Source organism: Candidatus Nanosynbacter lyticus (assembly GCF_000803625.1).
Classification (GTDB): Bacteria; Patescibacteriota; Saccharimonadia; order Saccharimonadales; family Saccharimonadaceae; genus Nanosynbacter; species Nanosynbacter lyticus.
The window spans coordinates 504,287-526,751 of record NZ_CP007496.1; the positions used below are offsets into that span (position 1 = coordinate 504,287).

The window sequence follows — 22,465 nt, forward strand, 5'->3', positions numbered from 1 at the left end:
CGAGCGGTTTTGATTTTTGGCTTAAATTAGAACTTTACTTCTACTGGGTTTTCAACACTTGCTCGATCTTCAACATCGAAGAATTCCTTAGCCTGGAATCCGAACATTCCCGCAACAATATTTGCTGGAAAGGTTTGGATCTTAGTGTTTAAATCGCGTACTCCGCCGTTATAGAATCGACGAGCGGCTTGAATTTTATCTTCAGTGTCAACCAGTTCCTGTTGCAATTGCAAGAAGTTTTGATTAGCTTTCAGCTCAGGATAAGCCTCAGCAACTGCAAACAAGCTCTTCAAAACGCCTTCCATCATGTTCTCAGCCTTAGCGGTGTCTGCCGCGCCTTGAGCATTCATTATTGCTGAACGAGCTTCCGTTACTTTTTCAAATACCTCTTTTTCATGTGTAGCATAACCCTTGACGGAATTGACTAAATTTGGAATTAAGTCAGTTCGGCGTTTCAGCTGTACAGTGATATCACTCCACGCTTCTTCAACACGATTACGCAGCGTTACCAGACCATTATATGAACCGATAACGAACATAATTATCACACCCAATAAAGCCGCAATAACTATAAGCACAATTGCTAATACACTCATTTACCTTATTACCCTTTCTATTAAACTTTCCTTTACAGTTTTGGTGCGCAAGGCGGGAATCGAACCCGCACGACTTTTGGTCAAGGGATTTTAAGTCCCTCGCGTCTACCAATTCCGCCACTCGCGCGTATATATTTACAAGCCAGACATTTACACACCTGACACTGCCTATATTATACTATATTTATGAAGCAAATTGTAATAATTCACGGCGGTTCAAGCTTTAATAGCTACGAAAATTACTTAAATCACCTAAAGTCCAGCCAACTTCACTACGAAAGACTACTTTGGTCGCAAAAATGGCGAGACTGGCTGGCGCAGGAAATCGTCGACACTGATGTTTTGTTGCCGGATTTCCCTAATAAGCAAAACGCCAGCTACGCTGAGTGGAAAATATACTTCGAAAAACTACTGCCCCTGCTTGGCGATGATGTCCAATTAGTTGGATATAGCCTGGGTGCAATGTTTTTGGCAAAATATTTACACGAATCACCGCTTAGCTCGCCAGTTCGACGATTGGTATTAGTGTCACCATGCTATGACGACGAATCAGTTGAAGATTTAGGTAGTTTTCGAGTGACAAGTGCTGCTGGTTTAGAAAAATCAGCAAAGGAAGTTCATTTATTTCACAGCAAAGATGACCCGGTCGTGCCGTTTACTGAGCTTGCCAAATTTCAGCGTGATTTGCCAACAGCTAAGTTGCATATTTTTGAAGACCGTAATCATTTCTTCCAGCCGACATTCCCTGAGCTAAAAGAATTATTAGAACAAAAATAGCCCTAAGATTAGAGCTATCGATGATTTCTGGAGGCACGTACGAGAGTCGAACTCGTCTAAAAGGTTTTGCAGACCTCTGCGTAACCGCTCCGCCAACGCGCCGTTCGGTATGCTTGGTGCGAGCGAGAAGACTTGAACTTCCATGAGCGCAATGCTCACTAGCCCCTCAAGCTAGCGCGTCTACCAATTCCGCCACGCCCGCATAGCCAATTACCATTATACCTAATTACGGTGTTTTGTAAACGGACTGTTTCTCTGCTGCCCAATATTGAACATCGACATACCTGTCAACAGGATTAACAACTTCTGTTTTTTCATCAAGTACCCTAACTGAACGAATATGAATGTAGTCAAACTTTGGCTGGTACAGAGCAATCGCTGGAGCGTCCGTCTTCCAAGTATTAGCAAACTTTTCATAACGATCAGACCGCTGCTTTAGGGACAATTTTGAACGACCGCTTTCTAGGGCGTCATCCGCCACGGCATTATTATAATTAGAGAAATTCAATCCGTTATTTGTAGCTTGAGACGAGTGCCAATAGGCGTAAACATCTGGATCACCACCCAGCGACAACTCGTAAATTAGCACATCAAAATTACGAGGTTGCAAAATTGTCTGAAGGATATTCTGAGAAGCGTCATTTGGATCGATCACCTTAACATCTACTTCTATATTTAGTTCATTACGCCATACTTGAGCTAAATATTGAGCGGCCTTCTCGTAGTTATTATTTTTTAGAGCAACCATGTTTAGTTTTAATTTGACATTTTCTTTCTGACGAGCGTTGTCGACAACCTTCCAACCCTCAGCATCAAGCAAGGACTTCGCCTTTTTTGTGTCATAGCCCAGCGGCTGAGAGGCTTTACCTAGAAACTTGTTTAATATCGGCCCGGACAACTCCTCTATTGATGACGACAAGGACTGGCGCAACTTACCAGTATCGACACTAAGAGCTAGGGCTTGACGAACGGACTTTGACTGCAAGAACTGACTATTGTTGTTAAATAGCGCATAAACACCATTATTCAAGGAGTGAGACTCTGCCGCATACATAGACTTAACTTCTGCCGGCTGATCGTTATAAATCAATTCTGACGTACCCGTAATCTCTCTGGTCCTGAGACTTTTAACAATGTCATCTTGAGTTGGATAAACATATAGCTGGAAGCGATCAAGTTTAGCCGTACCGCCATAATAATTACCGTTAGACTGTAGATATAGGACCTTCTTACTGCCATCACTCGTAACATTCTGTAGTAGCCTAAACGCAAACGGGCCGCTAGAAATTGGCGCTTTGCTAAAATCATGTTCTCGTAAGTTCGACGGTTTAACATCTTTTAGCGCATGCTCTGGAACAATTGGAAATGTCAACGCATGAACAAATGGCGAATAAGACGCGGGCAAAATAAATTTTACTGAGTCTTCGGAGACTTTTTCAAATTTAATTGAGCGCCAACCGGATATCTCAGCTCCCACTTCTGGATTAGCTAAAAGCTTTAGCGTAAAAATTACGTCGTTAATCGTCAGGTCATATCCATCTGACCACTTCAGATTTTTCTTTAGCTTAACTGTATATTCCGTTTCCTTATAATTAACCTTTACTCCGTCTGCCAGGTCGGTTTTTATATTGCCAGTCGAGTCATACCTATACAGGCTGGAAAATAGCAGTTTAGTGGCAGATTTTTCGGCGCTAGTTTTTGCAAAAATTGGGTTTAGATTTTCCAGAGGACCTAATACACCCTCAGAATACGAACCGCCAGAAGCGTATGTCATAGTCGTAAAAGAATTGCGCGAAATGTGCCACTGCACAGCACTAACGCCAATCATCACCAGAACCAAAGCTACCCAAATAGACACACGGCGTCTCACATTTGCAAGTCGATCTAAACGAGACATCACAAATTTATGTGCATGTCGCAAGCTACCCTTTTCGATTTTACGCAAACGCTTATTGACGCCTTTACGAGAGACTTTTAGGCGCGCAAATCGGTTCCATGACGATTTGTCTGAACTCAATTTTATTCTCCTATTTTTGCAATCCCGGCAAAATCATACTTGCCAAAATTGACAACACAAAAATCACCGCAAAAACTACGGTTACGTCAAATAAGTTTTTATCAAAACCGCGTCGGGTGGTAAATAGTTCACCCGACGAACCAAAACCAGCACCCAAACTTGCACCTCGTTGCTGCAATAATATTGCAATAATCATCAGCACAGCCGATCCAAGCGTAACATACGGTAAAATTGTATCAATTGACATATTGCTCCTTTTCTTCTCGCTGCAGAACCAGCGCACTACCTATAATATAGTTTACCAGACTCAGGATAATTCCGGCAACAATTGAATGTGCAAATGTCATAGAAATTCCTGGCGCCAAAGCTAATGAGACATAAACCATCAATCCATTAACCACCAAAGTAAATAAGCCTAGGGTCAATAAAATTGCTGGTAGTGCAAAAATTGTAACAATAGGCTTTAACGTACTATTAACCAATGAGAATATCAATCCCGCCATCATAAAAGTCCAAGCTGAGGTCGCTCCAGAATTACCATTACCAAGTAGTCGCACAGCCACCCAAATGCCAACTGAATTAAGAATCCAGCGCAGTAAAAATGTTGCAAATTGTCTCTTCATTAGTCTTATTATATAAAATTTGTGCTTTATTGTCGATTAATGTTAATGTTTTCTGAAGCCTGCTTTATAAGCTGCGTTTTTTGCCTACCAATTTCCACCTCTAGGTCTTCGTCACTTGCCTCAAAAATTTTCTTAATACTACCAAATTTTTTCAGCAATTTGGCACGGGTTTTTGGCCCGATTCCAGGAATTTCCTCCAGCTGATTTTTCGTTTGCTGCTGGCGTTTGAGTGCGGTGTGATAGCTCACGGCAAAACGATGCGACTCGTCGCGAATGCGCTGGAATAATTTGACGATGTCAGTTGCCGCAAGGGTATTCTCGGCCGCCGTCGGACGTTCGTGCCGAGTGCTCTCCATGCTAGCTCGTAAGTTTTTTGAATGCGAACCAGCATTACGTTGGTCTGGATGTAAATTCACCACATAGACGTCACCATCTTCGTGAACCATAATGTCCGTCCGTAGCTGCGACCGTATTTGCTCAATGAACGCCGTATCAATCTGCGAACCGGTCTTATGCACCAGTAGTTCTTCCTCACGCTTGGCGATGCTGATGATCGGCACGGCGACGCCACGCTCATCACGCGCTCTGATGGCTGCCGCCAGCTGGCCTTTACCACCGTCAATCAGCAGCAGATCGGGACGACCCCAGCTTTTTAGATGACGTTCGCTCAGCCGGCGAAAAATCGTCTGATAGATATTGCCCGTGTCATCATTTTTCTCACTGACTTTGAACTTGCGGTACTCCGCCCGGTCGCTGACGCCATTGGTAAATACCACCATACTGGCGACAACCTGCTGGCCACTCATATGCGAAATATCATAGCCCTCGATGCGCACCGGGATATCTTTTAGGCCCAACAATTTCGCCAAATCAGCCAGCGCCTGGTCCTTAGAGATATCCAAAAACTCTTTGTCGCCAAAACAAACCCGCCGCTGCAATTCCTGCATGGCGCGTAGCTTATTGCGAAGGTCGGCCGCCCGCTCAAAATCGTGCAGCCCAGCCGCCGTTTTCATGTCGCGTTCCAGCTCGGCAGCGATGGCTTTACGATTGCCCTTGATATAGCTGATGAGTTTACGCAAATTAGCTTTGTATAGCTCCGTCCCATCACTCAGCCGCGGGCTCAAGCCCAAATCTTCATCTAATTTCGACTGCCCCGGTCGCCGCTGTCTGGTCAAATAGGGAAATACTCGCCGCAAATATCGTAGGGCTTTTTTCAAGGCAAAGCCATTATAAAACGGACCAATATATTCCGCGCCATCATCAGCTGGGTTACGCGTAAAACTGACGGTCGGCCACTCGCTTTTCATGTCGATTCGCACGTACATCTGCGATTTATCATCACGCAGCAGCACATTGTAGCGCGGCATATAGCGCTTGACCATCTCGCTTTCCAGAAACAAGGCGTCAACTTCGCTCTCGGTCTCAATCCAATCGGTATCAGCGATTTCCGCTACCAACGCCATGGTTTTATTGTCCCGCCCGCGCGAATCCTGAAAATACTGACGCACGCGGTTTTTCAGTACAGCCGCCTTGCCCACATAAATAATCTCACCGCTGGCTGACTTATGAAAATAAACGCCAGGAGTGCGCGGTAGAGTTTTGAGTTTGGCTTGCAACACTTGGTTCACTAGATATATTACAGTCTAAAAATCATATTTATGCAAGTATTCTTCTGCGAACCACTCCGCCCGAGTATATTATTTTTAGTAGGACGCTGCGCCAGAAGTACCTTATATGCATAATCTTGAACTTCTAGGACTGCACAATTTACGATATTCTTTGGGTATATTTTTTCCATTAATCCACCGCACCTCAATTATCTCAAAATTACACTTTATATCTTGAGTTGACGCACATGCGGCAAACACCCGAACTGGAAAGGCGAGATACGATTCATGAGAATTAGCTTTTCCGAGATATCGCAAATTATCTATTTTTATTCCAACCTCTCCCAGGATCTCTCTCGCAGCAGCCTGTTCATAACCCTCATTACGATTCACGCCGCCGCCCGGCAAGGCCCATTCTTGGCGACTAAAGCGACTCTTTACTAGTAAAATATCGCCATCATCACGATAAATAATCACCCGCACGCGATCTTTTTTCGGTCCAAGCTTAAACACCAGTGACATTACGCAGGCAATTCCACGAAAAATTGCTCGCCCAAATACACTGAACATCTTACTAATGACTGATTCTTTATAAGCCATGAAATCCACCAATTTGGTAGAGTTTTTTATTTTAACGATAACTTATTCTGTGGTTACGCCATCAAAATCTTCTTCGTTGGCTTCCGCCTCTTCGCGTGTCGCCCGAACAATGCCATCTTTGTGATGTGCTGGGCTATAAATCGTGTAGAGCTTAAGCGGCTCTTCGCCAGTATTTATCACATTATGCTCAGCACCTGCTGGCACGATGATAGCGCTACCATCAGACACAACATACTCATTGCCATCAATCAAAACCTTGCCCTGGCCTGCCTCAAATCGGAAAAATTGATCATTCTCCTCATGAATCTCTGAACCAATTTCACCACCAACTGGCAGGCTCATCAATACCAATTGACAATGCTTCGCCGTATACAGCACCTGGCGAAAATTATCATTCTGCACTGTCAATTCTTCAATATTTCCATTAAAACCCTTCATAAAAATCCTCCTTTTAACTTAATTTCTACTTTGCGGCTTTTTCTAAAGCATCGATCAGCGTTTGCTTCGGTTTCATGCCAACCATCTCCTCAACAATTTCACCGCCAACAAAAACCTTCATATTCGGAATACCTTGAACGCGATAGTCCATAGCCAACTGCGCATTTTCCTGGCTGGCTTCAGTATCGACTTTGACGACATCAAACTCAGTTTCTTCAGCAATTTGATGTAAAATTGGCGCCATCGCTCGGCACGGCGGACACCATGGCGCCCAAAAATCAACCAGCACTGGCTTGTCGTTTTTTAATACTTTCTCTTCAAATTCTTGTTTTGTTGTAATCTCATATAACGCCATTATTTCCTCCTTTTCTGGCATTTTTTACACATCCCCATTATTACTAACGGTCCATCAAAATAACAATCGTCCATTTCACATGCAATTTGCTTTTTCACTTCTTCTGCAATTATGATATCTCGCAAATTATCACAATTATCGCACAAAAAATGATCGTGTGGATCTACGCAAGCATCATAACGCAAACAGCCTCGCTTTGTCGGCGGAGCCAAGCCAATCAACCCATCTCCATGTAGACGTTGAGTAACGCGGTGCACTGTCGTATCACTAACATCAGAGTAAGTATCTCGCAGCACCTGAGCAATATCCGAATTTGTCGCATGATGTTTATTTTTTAATATCACCAGCACGTCGTTCGTGTATTTTGTTAAGCGCCTAACTACTTGCGTCATGTTACTATTGTAAATTATTTACAATAAATAAACAAGTGTTTTGCAACAACAATTGACTTAAGATAGCTAATTCAATATAATAACCCAAGTCTATGAACTCAAATGAGTTCCTCTAATCAAATCAATTTTCATTACTCTATAGCAAATCAACGAGCTATTGTAACATGGTTATTTAAGGGTAATTATTCGTTAGCGACCAAGTATCCGATAATAAATAACCAAGCTCATAAACGCCTCTTCATAGAAAGGAGCCAATTTGAAAAATAAATTAAATAACAAAGAAATATTAAGTTTATTTTGGCGAGCATCATCACCTTATAAACACCGTCGAAACTTAACGATATTTTTTGCAATCATCACACTTGCCGTTACTATTTTTGTTGGTCCGTTGATTATTGCCCAACTATTAAGCATCATCCAACATAACCAGCTACACGATTCTAACAATTTATGGATGTTAATTGGCCTATACGGCGTCAGTCAACTGTGGTCAAGCGTCATCGGCTGGCGTTTAGTTTTATACCTGGCCTGGACATTTGAAACAGCCATGCAGCGCGATTTATACGTACGATGTTTTAGCAAATTAACTAATCAAACTATGTTTTTCCACTCCAGTAAATTCAGTGGTTCACTAGTCAGTCAAACCAACAAATTAAGCGGCGCTACCGAGCGTTTTTGGGATACCATTATTTGGTCAATTTTGCCCCTAGCGATTTCCTTAATTGGCTCAATCATCGTCCTATCTACTCTGCTCTGGCAATACGCATTATTCCTACTAATTCTCTCGATTGTCTTTAGTGTTGTCGTCTATTACGGATCTAAGCCAATGGCTAGATTGAACAAGAAGGAGGCTAAAGCTAGCAATAAATTAAGCGGGCAATTGGCGGATGTGCTTTCAAATGTTTTGGCCGTAAAGTCATCTGGTGCTGAAGCGACAGAACAGCAGCGTTTCAAAAAAACTGTTAGCTCATGGCGCAGCGCCAGCCTTGATACAATGCATGGATTTCTAAAAGTCAGCACTGTCTACTCAACCATCAATATGTTGATTAAAATAGGAGCAATTATCTTTGCGGTATATGCCGCTCAGCATAACCTAGTTTCAGTAGCCGCAGTCTACCTTATCATCACTTATACCAGTAGTGTCGCCCACGAACTATGGAACATGAACGGCATTATGCGTAGCTATAACCGTATCATTGGCGACGCCCACGAAATGGTAGAAATTCTTCAAACACCAACAACACTGGTTGACCGAAGTGACGCGAAACTTGACGTTACGCGCGGTGGTATCGTAATGGACAATATCACTTTTACGCACGACGAGGGTCAAGGTGATACACTATTTCATGATTTCTCGCTCAATATTCAGCCGGGTGAAAAAATTGGCCTAGTTGGATCAAGTGGCTCCGGCAAGACTACCCTGACTAAATTACTATTACGATTTGCCGATATTGACTCGGGCGAGATTACCATCGACTCGCAAGATATTGCCGAGGTTACCCAAGCAAGCCTGCGCGAACAAATCGCCTACGTGCCGCAAGAGCCACTACTATTTCACCGTTCGGTACGTGAGAATATCGCCTATGGTCAGCCTGACGCGACTGATGCTGAAATTGAACGTGCCGCCAAAAAAGCTGGCGCCTATGATTTTATTATCAAGCTGCAAGATGGTTTCGATACAATGGTTGGTGAGCGCGGCGTGAAACTGTCAGGTGGTCAGAGGCAACGTATCGCCATTGCCAGGGCGATTTTGAAAGATGCGCCAATCCTGGTTCTTGATGAAGCGACCTCAGCATTAGACTCAGAATCAGAAGCACTAATCCAAAAGTCGCTGGAAACTCTAATGAAGGGCCGAACTTCAATTGTCATCGCACACCGCTTATCAACCATCGCCAAGCTGGATCGTATAATTGTCTTAGAAAACGGGCACATCGTTGAAGACGGTTCACACGAGCAGCTGCTTGCCAAAAAACGTGGCGTTTATGCAAAACTGTGGGCACGGCAGTCCGGCGGATTCATTGAAGAGTAGGCAAATTTATCGCATTATAATTATGCTATAATTGACGTATGGAATCTTTCATTCACTTGATTACGAGCTTTGGTGTAATAGCAATTTTATTAGTAGTTTTCGCAGAGTCTGGACTGCTGATTGGATTTGTACTACCGGGAGATAGTTTACTTTTTACTTCCGGCTACATGGTGCAACAAAATATTCTACATATTGATATTCATATTTTTGCACTTTTAATTTTTATTGCAGCAGTGTTAGGAGACAGTGTTGGCTATAGTTTTGGTCATAAGGTTGGGAGAAAATTATTCGAGAAAGAAAACTCTCGCTTTTTCAAGAAAAAATATTTAGAGCAAACTGAAAAATTCTACGATAAGCACGGCTCAGTTACCATCGTCCTAGCTAGGTTTGTGCCAATTGTGAGAACTTTTGCGCCAATTGTTGCCGGTGCTAGTAAAATGCATTATAAAACTTTCCTAGCCTTTAATATTGTGGGAGGTTTTCTATGGTCATCGCTATTTGTCTATCTAGGTTTTTATGCCGGCGAATTCCTCACCAAAGCTGGTGTTAACATCGAAGTCGCCGCAATCCTCATCATCTTCTTGTCAGTCCTGCCAATGCTTATCCACGCACTGAAACAGCCAAACACTCGCGCTCTACTGCGCAAACAACTACTGATACTACTCACAAAAACTAAACGCAAGAAATAGATCTAAAGCATTTTCTTAAGATACTTACCGGTAAAGGACTCTGGTGCTTTAGTGATGTCTTCAGGAGTACCGCTAGCCACCACCGTACCGCCACCAATTCCACCTTCAGGCCCCATATCAATCACCCAGTCAGCCGACTTGATGACATCCAGATTATGCTCAATAATAATCATACTATTACCGCCGTCAACCAGCTGCTGCAAAATCCCCAGCAATCGCTTAACGTCAGCCGAGTGAAGCCCGGTTGTTGGCTCGTCTAGAATATACATAGTTTTTCCAGTGGATCGCTTAGACAACTCTGTCGCTAGTTTAATCCGCTGCGCCTCACCACCAGAAAAAGTAGTTGCCGGCTGACCGAGCTTAATATAGCCCAGACCAACCTCCACTAACGTCTGTAATTTCCGGGCAATATTAGGCACGCTGTCAAAAAAGCTCGCAGCCTGGTCAATGGTCATATCTAACACGTCAGCAATTGTCTTATCTTTATATTTAATCTCCAACGCCTCACGGTTATAGCGTTTGCCATGACATTCGTCACACTGAACATAAACATCCGGTAAAAAGTGCATTTCAATTTTTATCACACCATCACCCTGGCAATTTTCGCAGCGACCGCCCTTGACGTTAAAACTGAACCGCCCAGCTTTATAGCCGCGAACATTAGCCTCAGGCGTGCTAGCAAATAGCTCACGAATTGGCGTAAAAATGCCAGTGTAGGTTGCTGGATTAGAGCGCGGCGTGCGGCCAATTGGTGACTGGTCGATGACAATAGCTTTATCCAGCAGGTTAACGCCATCAATTGTTTTATGTAGACCAGGAGCCGTAGTTGACCTATTAAGTCGCGCCGCCAACTCACGAGCTACAATATCGTTAACTAGTGTCGATTTACCGCTACCCGAAACTCCTGACACCACTGTCATTAGCCCCAGCGGAAACGCCACATCGATATTCTTCAGATTATTTTCGCGAGCACCCCGAACAACCAATTGCCTGTCCTTCATAATCTTACGCCGCTTTTTTGGTACGGCAATTTTTTCTACACCCGATAAATAGCGGCCAGTAATGCTATCTTGGTTCTTTGCCACCACATCAGGTGCACCCGTTGCCACTACTCGACCGCCATTCACGCCAGCACCCGGTCCCATATCAACCAGAAAATCACTTTGCCGAATAGTGTCTTCATCATGCTCAACTACCAGCACAGAATTACCTAAATCACGAAGACGTTTTAGCATGTCAATCAATTTGTCATTATCACGTTGATGCAAGCCAATTGACGGCTCATCAAGCACGTAAAGCACGCCCTGCAGCCCAGCCCCAATCTGCGTCGCCAGCCTAATTCGCTGCGCCTCTCCACCACTTAACGTATTAGCTGCCCGACTTAGTTCCAAATAGTTCAGGCCAACATTACTCATAAACGTCAAGCGCGACTTAATCTCCTTTAAAATAAGCCGCGCAATGGCCATCTCTTGCTCAGTTAGATTCAATTTATTAAACAAATCCAACGCGTCATCGACACTCAAATCGCACACATCGACAATATTCAAATCATGGACCGTGACCGCCAAAACTGCTGGCTTTAAGCGCGCACCCCTACACGCATAACAATCCCGCTCGCGCATAAACCGCTCAATATCCCGCCGCACAAAATCACTATCAGTTTCTCGCCAGCGCCGTTCCAAATTAGGAATAACCCCCTCATACGTCGTTTCGTAGTGTCGCCCACCACCCAACTCTACACGATATTTCTGATCGCCAGTACCGTATAAAATCTTCTGCTTAGCATCATCGGGTAATTTGCCTACCGGTACTCGCAAGCTAAAATCATGCGCCTCGCTCACAGACGCTAGCCGCTTCATATTCCAAGCATCAGAATTCATCCTATTATACGGCCGAATCGCACCCTCAGAAATTGTCAAATTATTATTAAAAACCAATTCCGGGTCAATCTCCAGCCTTGACCCCAAACCAGTACATGTCGGGCAAGCACCCTGTGGAGCGTTAAAGCTAAACAGCCTTGGCTCTAACTCTGGAATATCAACGTCAGGATGGTCAACACAAGCATATCGTTGCGAAAATGTTTTTACATCACCGCTATCAGCCTCTAAAACCTCGAGGACTCCTTGCCCAAGTTCTAGCGACTGCTCGACACTCTGACTTAAGCGTGAACGCATTTCACCACTCAGAGCCAATCGATCAACCACCAACTCAATATTATGCTTGTAACTTTTTTGCAATTCTGGAAACTCATCTAGCGCATACACTACGCCGTCAACGCGCACTCTGGCATAACCAAGCCGCTGATATTGCTCTGGAATATGCGCAAACTCACCCTTTTTATTTTTGACAATTGGTGCCAATAGTAAAATTCGCTTATCAACAAATTGCCGTAAAATCTCATCAATAATCGTCTCAGCCGTGCGCCGTGTCACTTCATTGCCACAAACTGGACAATGCGGTACGCCAATTCTGGCAAACAACAGTCGCAAATAATCATAAATTTCTGTCACCGTCGCCACTGTGGAGCGCGGGTTGCGGCTAGTTGATTTCTGGTCGATTGAAATAGCTGGACTTAGACCTTCAATTGAATCAACATCAGGCTTATCCATCGTCCCTAAAAACTGACGAGCGTACGAGTTTAAGCTCTCCATATAGCGACGCTGACCTTCAGCATAAATCGTATCAAACGCTAGACTGGATTTGCCTGATCCGCTCAGCCCCGTAATCACAACTAATTTATCACGTGGAATCTCAATATCCACGTTCCTTAAATTATGTTCACGAGCGCCTTTGACGCGAATCACCTCTGCCATAACCGCTATATTATATAGGTTTTTAACTAATTTTTCCAGCCTAAGTGCTAATGTAAATCTAATTTAAAACATATTATGCTTATGATTGCAAGTGAATATCTTATTTGTTACAGTTAAATTTATGAGAAAGTTGGGCATTTACTTAATTGTGATATCTGGAGCGATATTGATCGCACCTTTTATGGTTGACCAACTATTTTTCTTCTTTTTCATCGGCAAAATCCCCTTCACCAACATCCACTTATCGGCAATTTCGATGGTTATTTTCTGGGCGGCCACCATACCGCTAGCTATTATTCTTAGGAAGTCGTTATCGGCGCTAGTTTGGAAAATTATTGATGTCGCTAGCGAACTCACCCAACGACGCATAAATCGGACATTTCGTCAGTTTACGCCAGATCGAAAAAACGAACTTGCTCTAGTGGCGACTTACCTTCTTTACCAAACAAAGAAGAGCGAGCCTGGCTCCAATATTGAACCTCAAAAGCTCGCTCCGTCTTTAACTTAATTAGTCATTAATTAAATATATCGTTTTAAAACTATTCCGCCGGCAATAACTACGATAGCTAAACCACCAATCGCCCAAACAGAAGCTCCTGTATTGGCAAGACCTCCAGATTTACCACCCTTAGGAGTGATGCCTGCTGGATTAGATGCTGCACCCGCTGGAGTAGCTGGAGATGCAGGATCATTCACTACGCCGAAATAAACTGGGTCAGTAATGACACTGTTTGCAGTATGGTCATCGTCATTATTAGCACCGTCGACCACTTTATATGACACTGTCGTAACTGTCTTACCGGCAATAGTTTCATTTTTAATTACAGCTTGGCTAGTTATATCCTGTAGATTAGCCGTAGCTGAATCCTTTTTATAAACTCGCACCTTCGAAACGTCATATTGGCTTGCAAGAGACACTGTAATATCTGACGAGGCCGACGCTTGGGTACAATTAATATTGAACGATAAGCCTCCCAAAATCTTTATTCGCGCCTCGGTAGGTGTAATACCGTCAGCAGACAGAGACTTAACTGATGAGGCGACAATGTCATAGCAACGAAGCGATTTAGCCGCAATAGTAGACTTAGCTACTGCATTATCTGTGTTTGCTGGAGCAGACTTTGTACTTACGTCAAAAGTCTTAGTCTGAGTTAATTGTAGTGTGCCTAAACGATAGATGTTATTATTTGCTGTTGCAAAGATTTTAGAGCCATCAGCGGTCATTGAGATAGAACCACCTTCAAATTTTTCACTACCCCACTGTTGCCAAGTCTTACCACCGTCTACCGATGAAGCGACCGGTGCCCATGACGGATAGTAACTATCTGGCTCAAGGGTGACAAATAATCTTTTACCGTCATTGCTAATACCTATCCGTGAGACGTCATTAGACGAAACCTCATGACCTGGTATCGGAGAGATTGAGCTCCAATTAGTACCCCCATCAACCGAAACCTTTTTGCCATCAAATATACTAGCACCATTAGCACTAAAAGCTGCGCCAAAATGAGCTCCGTCTTTGACAATCTCCCAGGTTGCACCATAATCTGTTGATTGCTTGAGGTCACCATAAGTCGTAAGCATCATCTTACCGCCGTTGAATACAGCATTAGGACATTCATCACCCTTTTGCACCCAAGTCTGACCATTATCCCTGGAGACATACAGAGGTCCGCCGTACCCACACTTGGTCAAAGTAGAGCCGTCAGGACTCATGCGTAGACTTGCATCACTTTCTACTGGTGCGGCTGGAGTCGTCCAGCTACTACCGCCATCAGTGGATACATAAATGTTATTTTGTCCATATTTGCCTTGTACTACCAACTTGGAGCCGTCTGTATTTGTCAATAAGTTAATTGCCCCTTCTGGCGCTGCGCTACTGCTCCAGTTTGCGCCGCCATCAGTAGAAACCAGAAGCTTCCGATCATTAAAAGTGGCACCCTCCTGCAGCACAATCAACTTCGAACCATCAGAGCTAATACGTGACTCTTTGACCTTACCGCCTGGTATCGTTATATCCTTCCAGCTATATGCAGCCTCTGCCTTAGCGAAAGGCGCAAACATCGCAGCCAAAGAGACTACAGACACAGCAAAGAAAATTGATATGCCTCCATATATTTTACGTTTCTTTCTAGACGACATTAGTCACCCTCCTGTTAAGTTAATATAATTCAAATAGCATAACCATAATATCACAGCTAGAGACTAAGAATCAACAACCGGTAAAACAGACTCAGCCCACAATTGCAATTCTTGCAAAATAAACTGTTGTTTGTCAGCTGCTGTCGGCGCTAACCGCTGCAGAGACGCCATAAACCCTGGCAGTTGCGCCTGCAAATACTGAGCCCGCCAGATTTCCCATTGTGCCAAATCATCTTCACTGAGTGAGCGCGGAAAATTACGTGCCTTGTAGTGCAGCAACAGCGGCGCTAACCGTTCGTCCTGAAATTCTGGATGAAAATCGGCCAGCTCACGCTCATCAGCATTACGCACCGCCTCGACACGGATACGATCACGGTCGTTCAAAAAGCCATCATACAATTGCGCTTCTGGATCAGGCAATTTCTTGAAGGCTGGCTTGTTTTCAAAAATAGTCCGTAATTTTTCGGCAAAGTCCGGGTGATTCAGTAAAATATTTTGATGTTTCTGCACTGTCTTTAGATCAAGCGAAATCTTCTGCCAGCCATCGCCTTGTTCCAGCACACCCAGCGGCGCTACCGCCGGACAGCGATTGTACTGCAACTCTTTGACTGGCAATTTAACGAAATCTTCGGCCTGGCGCTCTTCCCACGAAGCAAAGATTTTCTTCGATAATTCTTCAGTACTCAGCTCAACAAACGGCGTCGGATCATAGCGCAGATCATAGACAACCACACCGCCGTTTCGACTGGTCGTCATTGGAAATGCCACCGTAGTTTTGGCAAATTCTTTATCGTAGCGCCCGCTGGCATAGACAAACGGTTTTTTGTCGTCCACATTGACCAGTTGCTGGACTACTTTTTTATCGCGCATTTTCAGCAAATAATCATACAATTGCGGCTGCTTTTGCTTGATCAATTTCGTCACAGCGATCAGTGCTGTCACGTCCGCCAAAGCGTCATGAGCATTTTCGTGCGCAATACCGTTGGCGCTGGTGATCAGTTCCAGACGGTTGCTTGGCTCGCCCTTGTCATCAAGCGGCCACTTGATCCCCTCTGGCCTGAGTGCCCTGGTCAACCGAACTGCATCCAGCAAGTCCCAACGCGAGCGGCCGTCCTTCCAGCTCCACTCGTACGGATCATGAAAATTACGCCACAACAAATGACGAATAAACTCGTCGTCGAACCGAATATTATTAAAACCAACCGCAATGGTGTCTGGCGTGAAAATTTCCTCACTGAGCATCCGGGCAAACTGCGCCTCGCTGTAGCCCTCCTCAACCGTTTTTTGCGGCGTGATGCCCGTCACCATCAGCGCATCAGGACTCGGCAAAGTATCATCATTCAGCGTCACCAGCAGATTATAAGGCTCACCAATCGGCTCGAGATTCATGTCTGTCCGCTGCCCGGCAAACTGCATGATTCGGTCTTGCCGCGGATTTAATCCGCTGGTTTCCAGGTCATAAAAGAAAAATGTTTGTGCCATGATTATAGTATAGCAAACCTATTGCTCAACCAGCGTAAACGGCATCGATTCGCCAATCTGCACCAAGGTATCGCCCACTGCACCCTGACGAATTAACTCGTGAGCGATACCCATTTTTCGCATGATATCGCGCAGGCGATTGACCGATTCAAATTGATCAAAGTTAGTGCGGCGAGCAAACTTTTCAATTTTAGGCCCGTGGATAATGAAACTAACCACATCTTCCTCGTCCACATTTTCAGGCTCCGCACCAACAACTCGCTCTACCGTCCAAGCGTCAGACGCTGCTTGCCCATCCAAAGTAATGACTGGCAACTCATCGCCCTCTTCCTCAACCATCTCTGCCTCACGTGCTCGATAGTCCGTAACCTCACGACGCAGTAGGCGTAGCAGTTCGGTTACGCCAGTATGTGTTTGTGAGGAAATCGCCACCACTGGCGAACCATTGGCTACATTCTGAAGTGCCGTCGACTGCATAGCTATAATTTCATCGTCCAACCCTTCACATTTCGTCAAAGCGATGATCTCTGGACGCGTCGCCAATTCCTCGGAATATTTTTCCAGCTCACGGCGAATAGTCTGGTATTTCTCCGCTGGATCATCACTATACGCGTCAATCATGTGCAGTAACACGGCCGTCCGCTCAACGTGACGAAGGAACTGGTCACCCAAGCCCTTGCCTTCCGACGCGCCCTCAATCAACCCTGGAATATCAGCGATCAAAATTGAGCCATCATCAACATCCGCCACGCCCAGATTTGGCGTCAACGTCGTGAACTCGTAATTAGCGATCTCTGGTCGGGCGTTAGAAACCACGCTCAAGAAGGTCGATTTACCAGCATTAGGAAAGCCAACCAAGCCGACGTCGGCCAATAATTTCAATTCCAACTCCGCCTCAAATTCTTCACCCGCCTCACCAAGTTCAGCAATCTTTGGTGCTTGGCGGGTGCTGGACGTAAAATGTGCGTTACCAAAACCACCGTCACCGCCGCGGGCAACGACTGCCTGCTGCTGGTCCACTGTCAAATCCGCCACCACCTTGCCGTCACGCTTGACCAATGTACCCATCGGCACTTTTACGACCAGCGGCGATCCGCTCTTGCCACGCTTTTTACGCTTACTGCCGTCCTCACCATTTTCCGCTTTCAGCTCTGGCTTATAGCGAAAGTTCAGCAGCGTATTCAGGTCTTTGGTCGCCAAAAACACCACATCACCGCCACGTCCACCGTCGCCGCCATCAGGACCACCCTTGTCAACATATTTCTCATGTCGAAAACTGACCGCACCATTGCCGCCCCTGCCAGCTCGAACAAAAACTTTTGCGATATCAACAAACATGATCTAATTATACCAGAAAACACCCCATCAGTCGACGGGGTGTCGTATTGGTGTCATCTTAAAATTTTAGTGTATGAAGCTATAGCGGCCAACCTCAGCAAGCGGTATGGTACGAGAAGAAATAACATTGTAACCTGCATAGTTCATATCTGAAACATATATATTATGACCATCTACCCGCTCCACGATACCAACATGTCCGTAACCATAACCGCCCCAAGTGTTCTGAATAATAGCACCCGGCACTGGTGTATTATTAACTAAGAATCCAGCCGCACGAGCACTAGTATGCCAGGTGTTAGCGTTACCCCAGAAACTACCAATTGGACGACCCAGCTGCAAGCGACGTTCGTAAGCATACCAAGTACAGTTACCAGCAGCATATCGGTTGCCAACAGATGCGGTCAGCCAGCTTCGGCTAGCACTAGTAGTAGACGATGATCCATGTCCATAAGAACCGTACCTACTATTACCATGTGACAATCTACCGCGTGGTGCTACATAGCCTGGACGTTCAGCCTCCGGCAGCTCACCTCCAGGTATCACAATACGCGCACCAGCAGTTAATTTTGATCCGTCATCAATATCGTTATATAGAACAACCCTCTCAGCGCTAGTCTTATACTTATCAGCCAAAGATTGCGCCGTATCACCATCCTTAACTGTATAAACAACACCATCAATCAGCGGAACAATAAGTGTCTTATTAGGCTCAATAGCATCTGAGGTAGTATTATTTGCCCAACGAAGCGTCTGTGGAGAAATCTTAAACTTCTTTGCAATTTTCTCTATATTGTCACCCTCTTTAGTCACATATGAAGAAATGCCACGCGCAGCAGATGTGTCAGGCTTCACAATATCAGGTTTTGTGATAACCTCAGAGTCATTCTGAGAAAGGTTTTTCTTAATCGTCAATGAAGTCTCTGATTCACGCAAGTCACCAGCTGAAGGCAACTCTGCCGTCTCTGCCAAATTAGTCACAGCGCTAGCTGCCGCTAACTTATCCACTGAAACGGTTTTAGCTTTGACAACTCCAGATGCTGTCGATGTGCTCGTATTAGATACTTCAGCTGATGCTAAAGTTTTCGGCTTTTCAGCAACCGCATTATTACTACTGTTGCCGTAAACCAAAAATGATATAGTTAACAAAAATATTCCGCCGTAAACCGCGAACGATTGCAGCTTACGTTTCTTACCCCGAAGAGTTATAAAATGGTTACGAATAATCGTGCTCCTTGTATCAATGTTACCACTGATACTTCTACCCAATTGTCTTTCTTCTCGCAATAGAACAGGATATGTTGTCGACCTAATTGATTATTATATTCTACATTAGTTTTGCTATATCCGTAGCGACAATTTTGGTAGGTCATTTACCATAATTTACCCTTATTGATAAATTAGACAAACGATCTACATTCCATTTTACACAACATTGACAATAAAGTCAATAAATTTTATAAGATGTGATTTTGTCAAGAAATCTGACATTTTTTCTGACAATGAGCCTTAATATTAGCCTCGTGTTCTTCGTTTGTCTTCGCAAAATACGTCACATCATCATCACCACTCAGGAAGTAAAGGTAGTTAGAATTTGCTGGATTAGCTGCGGCATCTAGAGCGCTCAAGCTAGGTGTAGCAATAGGCCCAGGCGGCAAGCCTTTTTGGATGCGCGTATTATAAGGCGACTTTAGGCTTGGCGAACGCTCTAAGCCATTTTTATCAGCAATATATTGATAGGTGACATCCGAGCCCAGTTCCATATTCGCCTTCAGACGATTATAAAAAACACTAGCAATCTTTCGCTGGTCCTCGCAAGTCTCAGCCCCAGAACCACAGCCAATCGACTCCCGCTGAATAATTGACGCCAGCGTAATTCCCTGATACAGCGTTAGTCCACGATCCTTAAATTTCTCTTCAAGGTTGTACTTTTTCACTATTTTTTCAAACTGATTTATCGACCGCTTTAAGACCTGCTCGACAGTTTCATCTAAAGAAATATAGAACGTTTCTCCATAAATATAACCTTCAAGACTGGTATTATCTGGTTTACCAGCAAAAACCGAGCTACTATATTTAGCGGCAAAGGCCTTCTTTATCTGCTCTTTTGAGAAGCCGGCTTTCAATAATACAGATTCGACTTCTCTGCCATCAGAATTGTTTATCTTTTTATCTAAAGACGCACCAGGATAAAAAGTTATAGCAACCTCATCGGACTTACCACTTGTTAAATGACCAACTATTTCACTAACAGACTGAGATGGCTTTACTGAATAAACACCGGCCTTAAATTTCCCCCCCGAATTATGGAGTCTTGTATAAATTGAAAAAGCTAATGAATTCTTGATAATCTTCTTGTCCTCCAGAATTTTAGCAATATCACTAGAACCCATGCCTTCTTTAATATTAATCCTTACAGTTTGCTGGGCGTACACATCAAAAGGCGAAAGCATTTGTTTATACCAGATAGTTGCACCCAAAGCACTCAAGCCTAAAATTGCCACAATAATTGATAGCACCAATAGCCAGACACGTCGTTTACGAATTTTCATACTTTTCCTCCAAGAAATCCTGCAAAATTATACTAGCAGCCTCTGCGTCGATCTCACCCTTATCCTTAATTTTATTTCCTAATCTTTGTTCGGCCTGCACGCTTGTTAGCGATTCATCCTGAAAAACAATTTCCGTATCCAGCTCAATGTCGGCAAACTGCTTAACAAAATCCTCCACAAATTGCGTCTGCTTAGTTGGCTCACCAGACTGGTTGCGCGGATATCCCACTACGATTACATCAATATCATGTCGCAATACCAATTCTGTTATTTCTTGGATAATTTTTTCGCTATTCTCCAGCCAACCAAACGGCACTGCAATTTTCACTTGCGAGTCTGCCATCGCCAAACCAATCCGTCGCTCACCGACGTCTAGAGCCAGAAAGTTCTTACTTGACATCTTTTATCTTAAATTCAACATTTATCTTATTGATGTCTTTTGGTACCGATTTAACCCAAAATGGCGAAAACTTAACATCAACGTCCTCAACTCCGTTAATCGACTCAATGGCCGACTGTACTTCACCGTAGCTCTTACCTTTGGCCTGGTCCTTGACGCTTTCCTCTTTAATATCAGGGCCGACTTTACCATTGGCAGTCAAGCGAACAGTTTGGGCGTTTCGAGCGTTAGCAAATTGAGAAAATGCCGCCTTCTCAACACCGTTATCGTAAATTCTCTGGGCTTTTTTACCGGAAATCTCGTCCTTTAGCTTCGACTCTATAAAATTCTTCAATTCATTCTTATCAACCGCTAGCATATTTGCAGTGATTGTGGATTTTAGAGTCACCGCGCCAGTCGCCTCTCCGTCGACCGCTACACTTGAGCTAGGATCTGAGCGATTTTCAGCATAACTTTCCGTAATTGTCTTCATAGAATTACCAAATGAAGCAATCAGCTGCTCTTTCAGGCCTTCGATCTTCTTATCGCTAAGCTTGTTTTTTGCCGCTTCTATGTCACTAGCCGTTACGACCGTTGCCGTTTTATCAGTACCACCGCTAGTAGCAGACCGCAAGGACGCGGAAATATCATCAACCGAAATACTCATACTGCCAGTGGCAGCATTATACTGAGCTCCGCCCTCACTAGCGGTAATTGCGCCAGAAGCAGAACCCGGGCAAATATATCCTGGACAATTACGCTGATAAGAGCCGCCTGGAACAGTCACAGAAGAATTTAAGGTGTAAGATAACCCACTATTCTTTAAAACCGTACCAGCTGCAATAGTAACACTATCTGGGGAAACATTCTTAAAAACCACCACTCCGGTCGCCTTTTCGCCAACGTTCTTCTTGCCCGTAGCAGAAAATTCAACACTGACTTCCTTAGCTATTTCCTTCTTAATTGACTTGATGACATTGGATTTAGCGTTCGTAGCAGCATTTTCGCTTAAGCTAACCGTATCACTCACCGTCATGCTGGTAGTTTTCGCAGAAATAATAACCGTAGCATGCGGCGCAAACCAAATTGCCCAGACTAAAAACACTCCAAACAAAAGCACTCCGCCACCAATTAGCAAAAACTTCTTACGAAACGCACTAAAATTAGGGACTTTTGGCTTTTTAACCATGTTTTTTAGAGAAGTTAAGCCCTTAGACTCCTTCTCGTTTGCAGCGGCAATAGTACTGTCTATTGCGGCGTCATTATCTGATGACTTTTTTGCAGCCTCAGCCATATCACCGACAGCCAACTTACCACCATCAATAACATCACTTTCATCATCAACTTTTAGGGCTGGAATTTCCGCAATTTCCGGTTTACTCTGGAGCGTTTTTGCTACGGGGATTTTTGCCGCGGCAGCCAAACCAGCCAGAACCGAATCATTTGTAATAATTACTATCGTTTTATCGGCAGATTTTGCCGCCCGTGACAACAATCTTATGTTAACCGCGCTCTGCAAAATACCAGTCCGCCTAGGCGGCACCAGCGCAATTATCCGCTGTTTTGACGCTTTAATCTTACCAATTATGGTGGTAATATCGTCTTCTATATCGATATAAATAACGTCTTTGTTCAT

The 22,465-nt window shown here is 44.2% G+C and carries 21 protein-coding genes and 3 tRNA genes; 3 read left to right on the forward strand and 21 right to left on the reverse strand.

Features of this window, described 5'->3' with window-relative positions:
• Nucleotides 1-26 precede the first annotated feature (26 nt).
• Nucleotides 27-596, reverse strand: coding sequence for a LemA family protein (locus TM7x_RS02645; protein WP_039327648.1), 570 nt, complete (start codon nucleotides 594-596; stop codon nucleotides 27-29).
• A gap of 41 nt (nucleotides 597-637) precedes the next feature.
• A tRNA-Leu gene (locus tag TM7x_RS02650) sits at nucleotides 638-723 on the reverse strand.
• Between the two features lie 59 nt (nucleotides 724-782).
• Between TM7x_RS02650 and TM7x_RS03850 the strand changes: the two genes are divergently transcribed.
• On the forward strand, nucleotides 783-1,373 hold the full coding sequence (locus tag TM7x_RS03850) for an RBBP9/YdeN family alpha/beta hydrolase (RefSeq protein ID WP_052198841.1): 591 nt from the start codon (nucleotides 783-785) through the stop codon (nucleotides 1,371-1,373).
• Between the two features lie 28 nt (nucleotides 1,374-1,401).
• On the opposite strand, the gene TM7x_RS02660 is transcribed toward TM7x_RS03850, so the two are convergent.
• From TM7x_RS02660 to TM7x_RS02705, 10 genes are all read right to left on the reverse strand, one after another.
• A tRNA-Cys gene (locus tag TM7x_RS02660) sits at nucleotides 1,402-1,475 on the reverse strand.
• Between the two features lie 12 nt (nucleotides 1,476-1,487).
• Nucleotides 1,488-1,575 (reverse strand) — tRNA-Leu (locus TM7x_RS02665).
• Nucleotides 1,576-1,599: 24 nt separating this feature from the next.
• Nucleotides 1,600-3,390, reverse strand: a complete 1,791-nt coding sequence (locus TM7x_RS02670; protein WP_039327650.1) for a peptide ABC transporter substrate-binding protein — start codon at nucleotides 3,388-3,390, stop codon at nucleotides 1,600-1,602.
• A gap of 10 nt (nucleotides 3,391-3,400) precedes the next feature.
• On the reverse strand, nucleotides 3,401-3,637 hold the full coding sequence (secG, locus tag TM7x_RS02675; RefSeq protein WP_039327653.1) for a preprotein translocase subunit SecG: 237 nt from the start codon (nucleotides 3,635-3,637) through the stop codon (nucleotides 3,401-3,403).
• A complete protein-coding gene (locus TM7x_RS02680) occupies nucleotides 3,627-4,013 on the reverse strand; it encodes a phage holin family protein (RefSeq protein ID WP_039327655.1) in 387 nt (128 codons plus the stop codon). Before TM7x_RS02680 ends, secG begins: the two co-directional genes overlap by 11 nt.
• 26 nt (nucleotides 4,014-4,039) lie before the next feature.
• Nucleotides 4,040-5,641, reverse strand: coding sequence for a helix-hairpin-helix domain-containing protein (locus tag TM7x_RS02685; RefSeq protein ID WP_052198842.1), 1,602 nt, complete (start codon nucleotides 5,639-5,641; stop codon nucleotides 4,040-4,042).
• A 102-nt stretch (nucleotides 5,642-5,743) separates the two neighbouring features.
• A complete protein-coding gene (locus TM7x_RS03855; RefSeq protein WP_052198843.1) occupies nucleotides 5,744-6,220 on the reverse strand; it encodes an NUDIX hydrolase in 477 nt (158 codons plus the stop codon).
• 42 nt (nucleotides 6,221-6,262) lie between these two features.
• Nucleotides 6,263-6,658 carry a cupin domain-containing protein gene (locus tag TM7x_RS02695; protein WP_039327657.1) on the reverse strand — a complete coding sequence of 132 codons (396 nt, stop codon included), beginning with the start codon at nucleotides 6,656-6,658 and terminating at the stop codon, nucleotides 6,263-6,265.
• A gap of 25 nt (nucleotides 6,659-6,683) precedes the next feature.
• The gene (gene trxA, locus TM7x_RS02700; protein WP_039328178.1) at nucleotides 6,684-7,013 is read right to left on the reverse strand and encodes a thioredoxin; all 330 of its coding nucleotides are present in this window, start codon (nucleotides 7,011-7,013) and stop codon (nucleotides 6,684-6,686) included.
• Nucleotides 7,013-7,405: a Fur family transcriptional regulator gene (locus tag TM7x_RS02705; RefSeq protein WP_039327659.1), complete on the reverse strand. Its 393-nt coding sequence runs from the start codon at nucleotides 7,403-7,405 to the stop codon at nucleotides 7,013-7,015. The genes trxA and TM7x_RS02705 overlap by 1 nt, the downstream gene beginning before the upstream one ends.
• A 256-nt stretch (nucleotides 7,406-7,661) precedes the next feature.
• Here TM7x_RS02705 and TM7x_RS04210 point away from each other — a divergent pair, with 256 nt between their 5' ends.
• Entirely contained in the window at nucleotides 7,662-9,434 is a 1,773-nt protein-coding gene (locus TM7x_RS04210; protein ID WP_082001348.1) for an ABC transporter ATP-binding protein, read from the forward strand.
• A 38-nt stretch (nucleotides 9,435-9,472) separates the two neighbouring features.
• A complete protein-coding gene (locus tag TM7x_RS02715) occupies nucleotides 9,473-10,123 on the forward strand; it encodes a DedA family protein (RefSeq protein WP_039327662.1) in 651 nt (216 codons plus the stop codon).
• A 2-nt stretch (nucleotides 10,124-10,125) separates the two neighbouring features.
• Here the strand turns inward: TM7x_RS02715 and uvrA are convergent, their stop codons facing one another.
• The 9 genes from uvrA to TM7x_RS02760 all read right to left on the reverse strand — a co-directional run bounded on the left by uvrA (nucleotide 10,126) and on the right by TM7x_RS02760 (nucleotide 22,465).
• Nucleotides 10,126-12,936 carry an excinuclease ABC subunit UvrA gene (uvrA, locus tag TM7x_RS02720; RefSeq protein ID WP_039327664.1) on the reverse strand — a complete coding sequence of 937 codons (2,811 nt, stop codon included), beginning with the start codon at nucleotides 12,934-12,936 and terminating at the stop codon, nucleotides 10,126-10,128.
• A gap of 138 nt (nucleotides 12,937-13,074) precedes the next feature.
• The gene (locus tag TM7x_RS04075; RefSeq protein ID WP_138074087.1) at nucleotides 13,075-13,305 is read right to left on the reverse strand and encodes a hypothetical protein; all 231 of its coding nucleotides are present in this window, start codon (nucleotides 13,303-13,305) and stop codon (nucleotides 13,075-13,077) included.
• A gap of 150 nt (nucleotides 13,306-13,455) precedes the next feature.
• The gene (locus tag TM7x_RS02730) at nucleotides 13,456-15,078 is read right to left on the reverse strand and encodes a WD40/YVTN/BNR-like repeat-containing protein (protein ID WP_138074088.1); all 1,623 of its coding nucleotides are present in this window, start codon (nucleotides 15,076-15,078) and stop codon (nucleotides 13,456-13,458) included.
• Nucleotides 15,079-15,141: 63 nt separating this feature from the next.
• Nucleotides 15,142-16,560, reverse strand: coding sequence for an exodeoxyribonuclease I (gene sbcB / locus TM7x_RS02735; RefSeq protein ID WP_039327669.1), 1,419 nt, complete (start codon nucleotides 16,558-16,560; stop codon nucleotides 15,142-15,144).
• 18 nt (nucleotides 16,561-16,578) lie between these two features.
• A complete protein-coding gene (gene obgE, locus TM7x_RS02740; protein ID WP_039327671.1) occupies nucleotides 16,579-17,898 on the reverse strand; it encodes a GTPase ObgE in 1,320 nt (439 codons plus the stop codon).
• A 66-nt stretch (nucleotides 17,899-17,964) separates the two neighbouring features.
• Complete coding sequence (locus TM7x_RS03860; protein ID WP_138074089.1) at nucleotides 17,965-19,167, reverse strand: CHAP domain-containing protein; 1,203 nt, start codon at nucleotides 19,165-19,167, stop codon at nucleotides 17,965-17,967.
• Nucleotides 19,168-19,373: 206 nt separating this feature from the next.
• Nucleotides 19,374-20,450, reverse strand: coding sequence for an endolytic transglycosylase MltG (mltG, locus tag TM7x_RS02750; protein WP_039327673.1), 1,077 nt, complete (start codon nucleotides 20,448-20,450; stop codon nucleotides 19,374-19,376).
• Nucleotides 20,437-20,850, reverse strand: coding sequence for a Holliday junction resolvase RuvX (gene ruvX / locus TM7x_RS02755; RefSeq protein ID WP_039327674.1), 414 nt, complete (start codon nucleotides 20,848-20,850; stop codon nucleotides 20,437-20,439). The genes mltG and ruvX overlap by 14 nt, the downstream gene beginning before the upstream one ends.
• Nucleotides 20,840-22,465 carry a baseplate J/gp47 family protein gene (locus TM7x_RS02760; RefSeq protein ID WP_039327675.1) on the reverse strand — a complete coding sequence of 542 codons (1,626 nt, stop codon included), beginning with the start codon at nucleotides 22,463-22,465 and terminating at the stop codon, nucleotides 20,840-20,842. The genes ruvX and TM7x_RS02760 overlap by 11 nt, the downstream gene beginning before the upstream one ends.

Excerpts from the sequence above, each read along its gene's own strand:
- TM7x_RS02645 (WP_039327648.1), bottom strand. The coding sequence starts at position 596 with ATGAGTGTATTAGCAATTGTGCTTATAGTTATTGCGGCTTTATTGGGT.
- TM7x_RS03850 (WP_052198841.1), top strand. The coding sequence starts at position 783 with ATGAAGCAAATTGTAATAATTCACGGCGGTTCAAGCTTTAATAGCTAC.
- secG (WP_039327653.1), bottom strand. The coding sequence starts at position 3,637 with ATGTCAATTGATACAATTTTACCGTATGTTACGCTTGGATCGGCTGTG.
- TM7x_RS02680 (WP_039327655.1), bottom strand. The coding sequence starts at position 4,013 with ATGAAGAGACAATTTGCAACATTTTTACTGCGCTGGATTCTTAATTCA.
- TM7x_RS03855 (WP_052198843.1), bottom strand. The coding sequence starts at position 6,220 with ATGGCTTATAAAGAATCAGTCATTAGTAAGATGTTCAGTGTATTTGGG.
- TM7x_RS02695 (WP_039327657.1), bottom strand. The coding sequence starts at position 6,658 with ATGAAGGGTTTTAATGGAAATATTGAAGAATTGACAGTGCAGAATGAT.
- trxA (WP_039328178.1), bottom strand. The coding sequence starts at position 7,013 with ATGGCGTTATATGAGATTACAACAAAACAAGAATTTGAAGAGAAAGTA.
- TM7x_RS02705 (WP_039327659.1), bottom strand. The coding sequence starts at position 7,405 with ATGACGCAAGTAGTTAGGCGCTTAACAAAATACACGAACGACGTGCTG.
- TM7x_RS02715 (WP_039327662.1), top strand. The coding sequence starts at position 9,473 with ATGGAATCTTTCATTCACTTGATTACGAGCTTTGGTGTAATAGCAATT.
- uvrA (WP_039327664.1), bottom strand. The coding sequence starts at position 12,936 with ATGGCAGAGGTGATTCGCGTCAAAGGCGCTCGTGAACATAATTTAAGG.
- TM7x_RS04075 (WP_138074087.1), bottom strand. The coding sequence starts at position 13,305 with ATGCGTCGTTGGGTGAGTTCGCTAGCGACATCAATAATTTTCCAAACT.
- TM7x_RS02730 (WP_138074088.1), bottom strand. The coding sequence starts at position 15,078 with ATGTCGTCTAGAAAGAAACGTAAAATATATGGAGGCATATCAATTTTC.
- sbcB (WP_039327669.1), bottom strand. The coding sequence starts at position 16,560 with ATGGCACAAACATTTTTCTTTTATGACCTGGAAACCAGCGGATTAAAT.
- obgE (WP_039327671.1), bottom strand. The coding sequence starts at position 17,898 with ATGTTTGTTGATATCGCAAAAGTTTTTGTTCGAGCTGGCAGGGGCGGC.
- mltG (WP_039327673.1), bottom strand. The coding sequence starts at position 20,450 with ATGAAAATTCGTAAACGACGTGTCTGGCTATTGGTGCTATCAATTATT.
- ruvX (WP_039327674.1), bottom strand. The coding sequence starts at position 20,850 with ATGTCAAGTAAGAACTTTCTGGCTCTAGACGTCGGTGAGCGACGGATT.
- TM7x_RS02760 (WP_039327675.1), bottom strand. The coding sequence starts at position 22,465 with ATGAACAAAGACGTTATTTATATCGATATAGAAGACGATATTACCACC.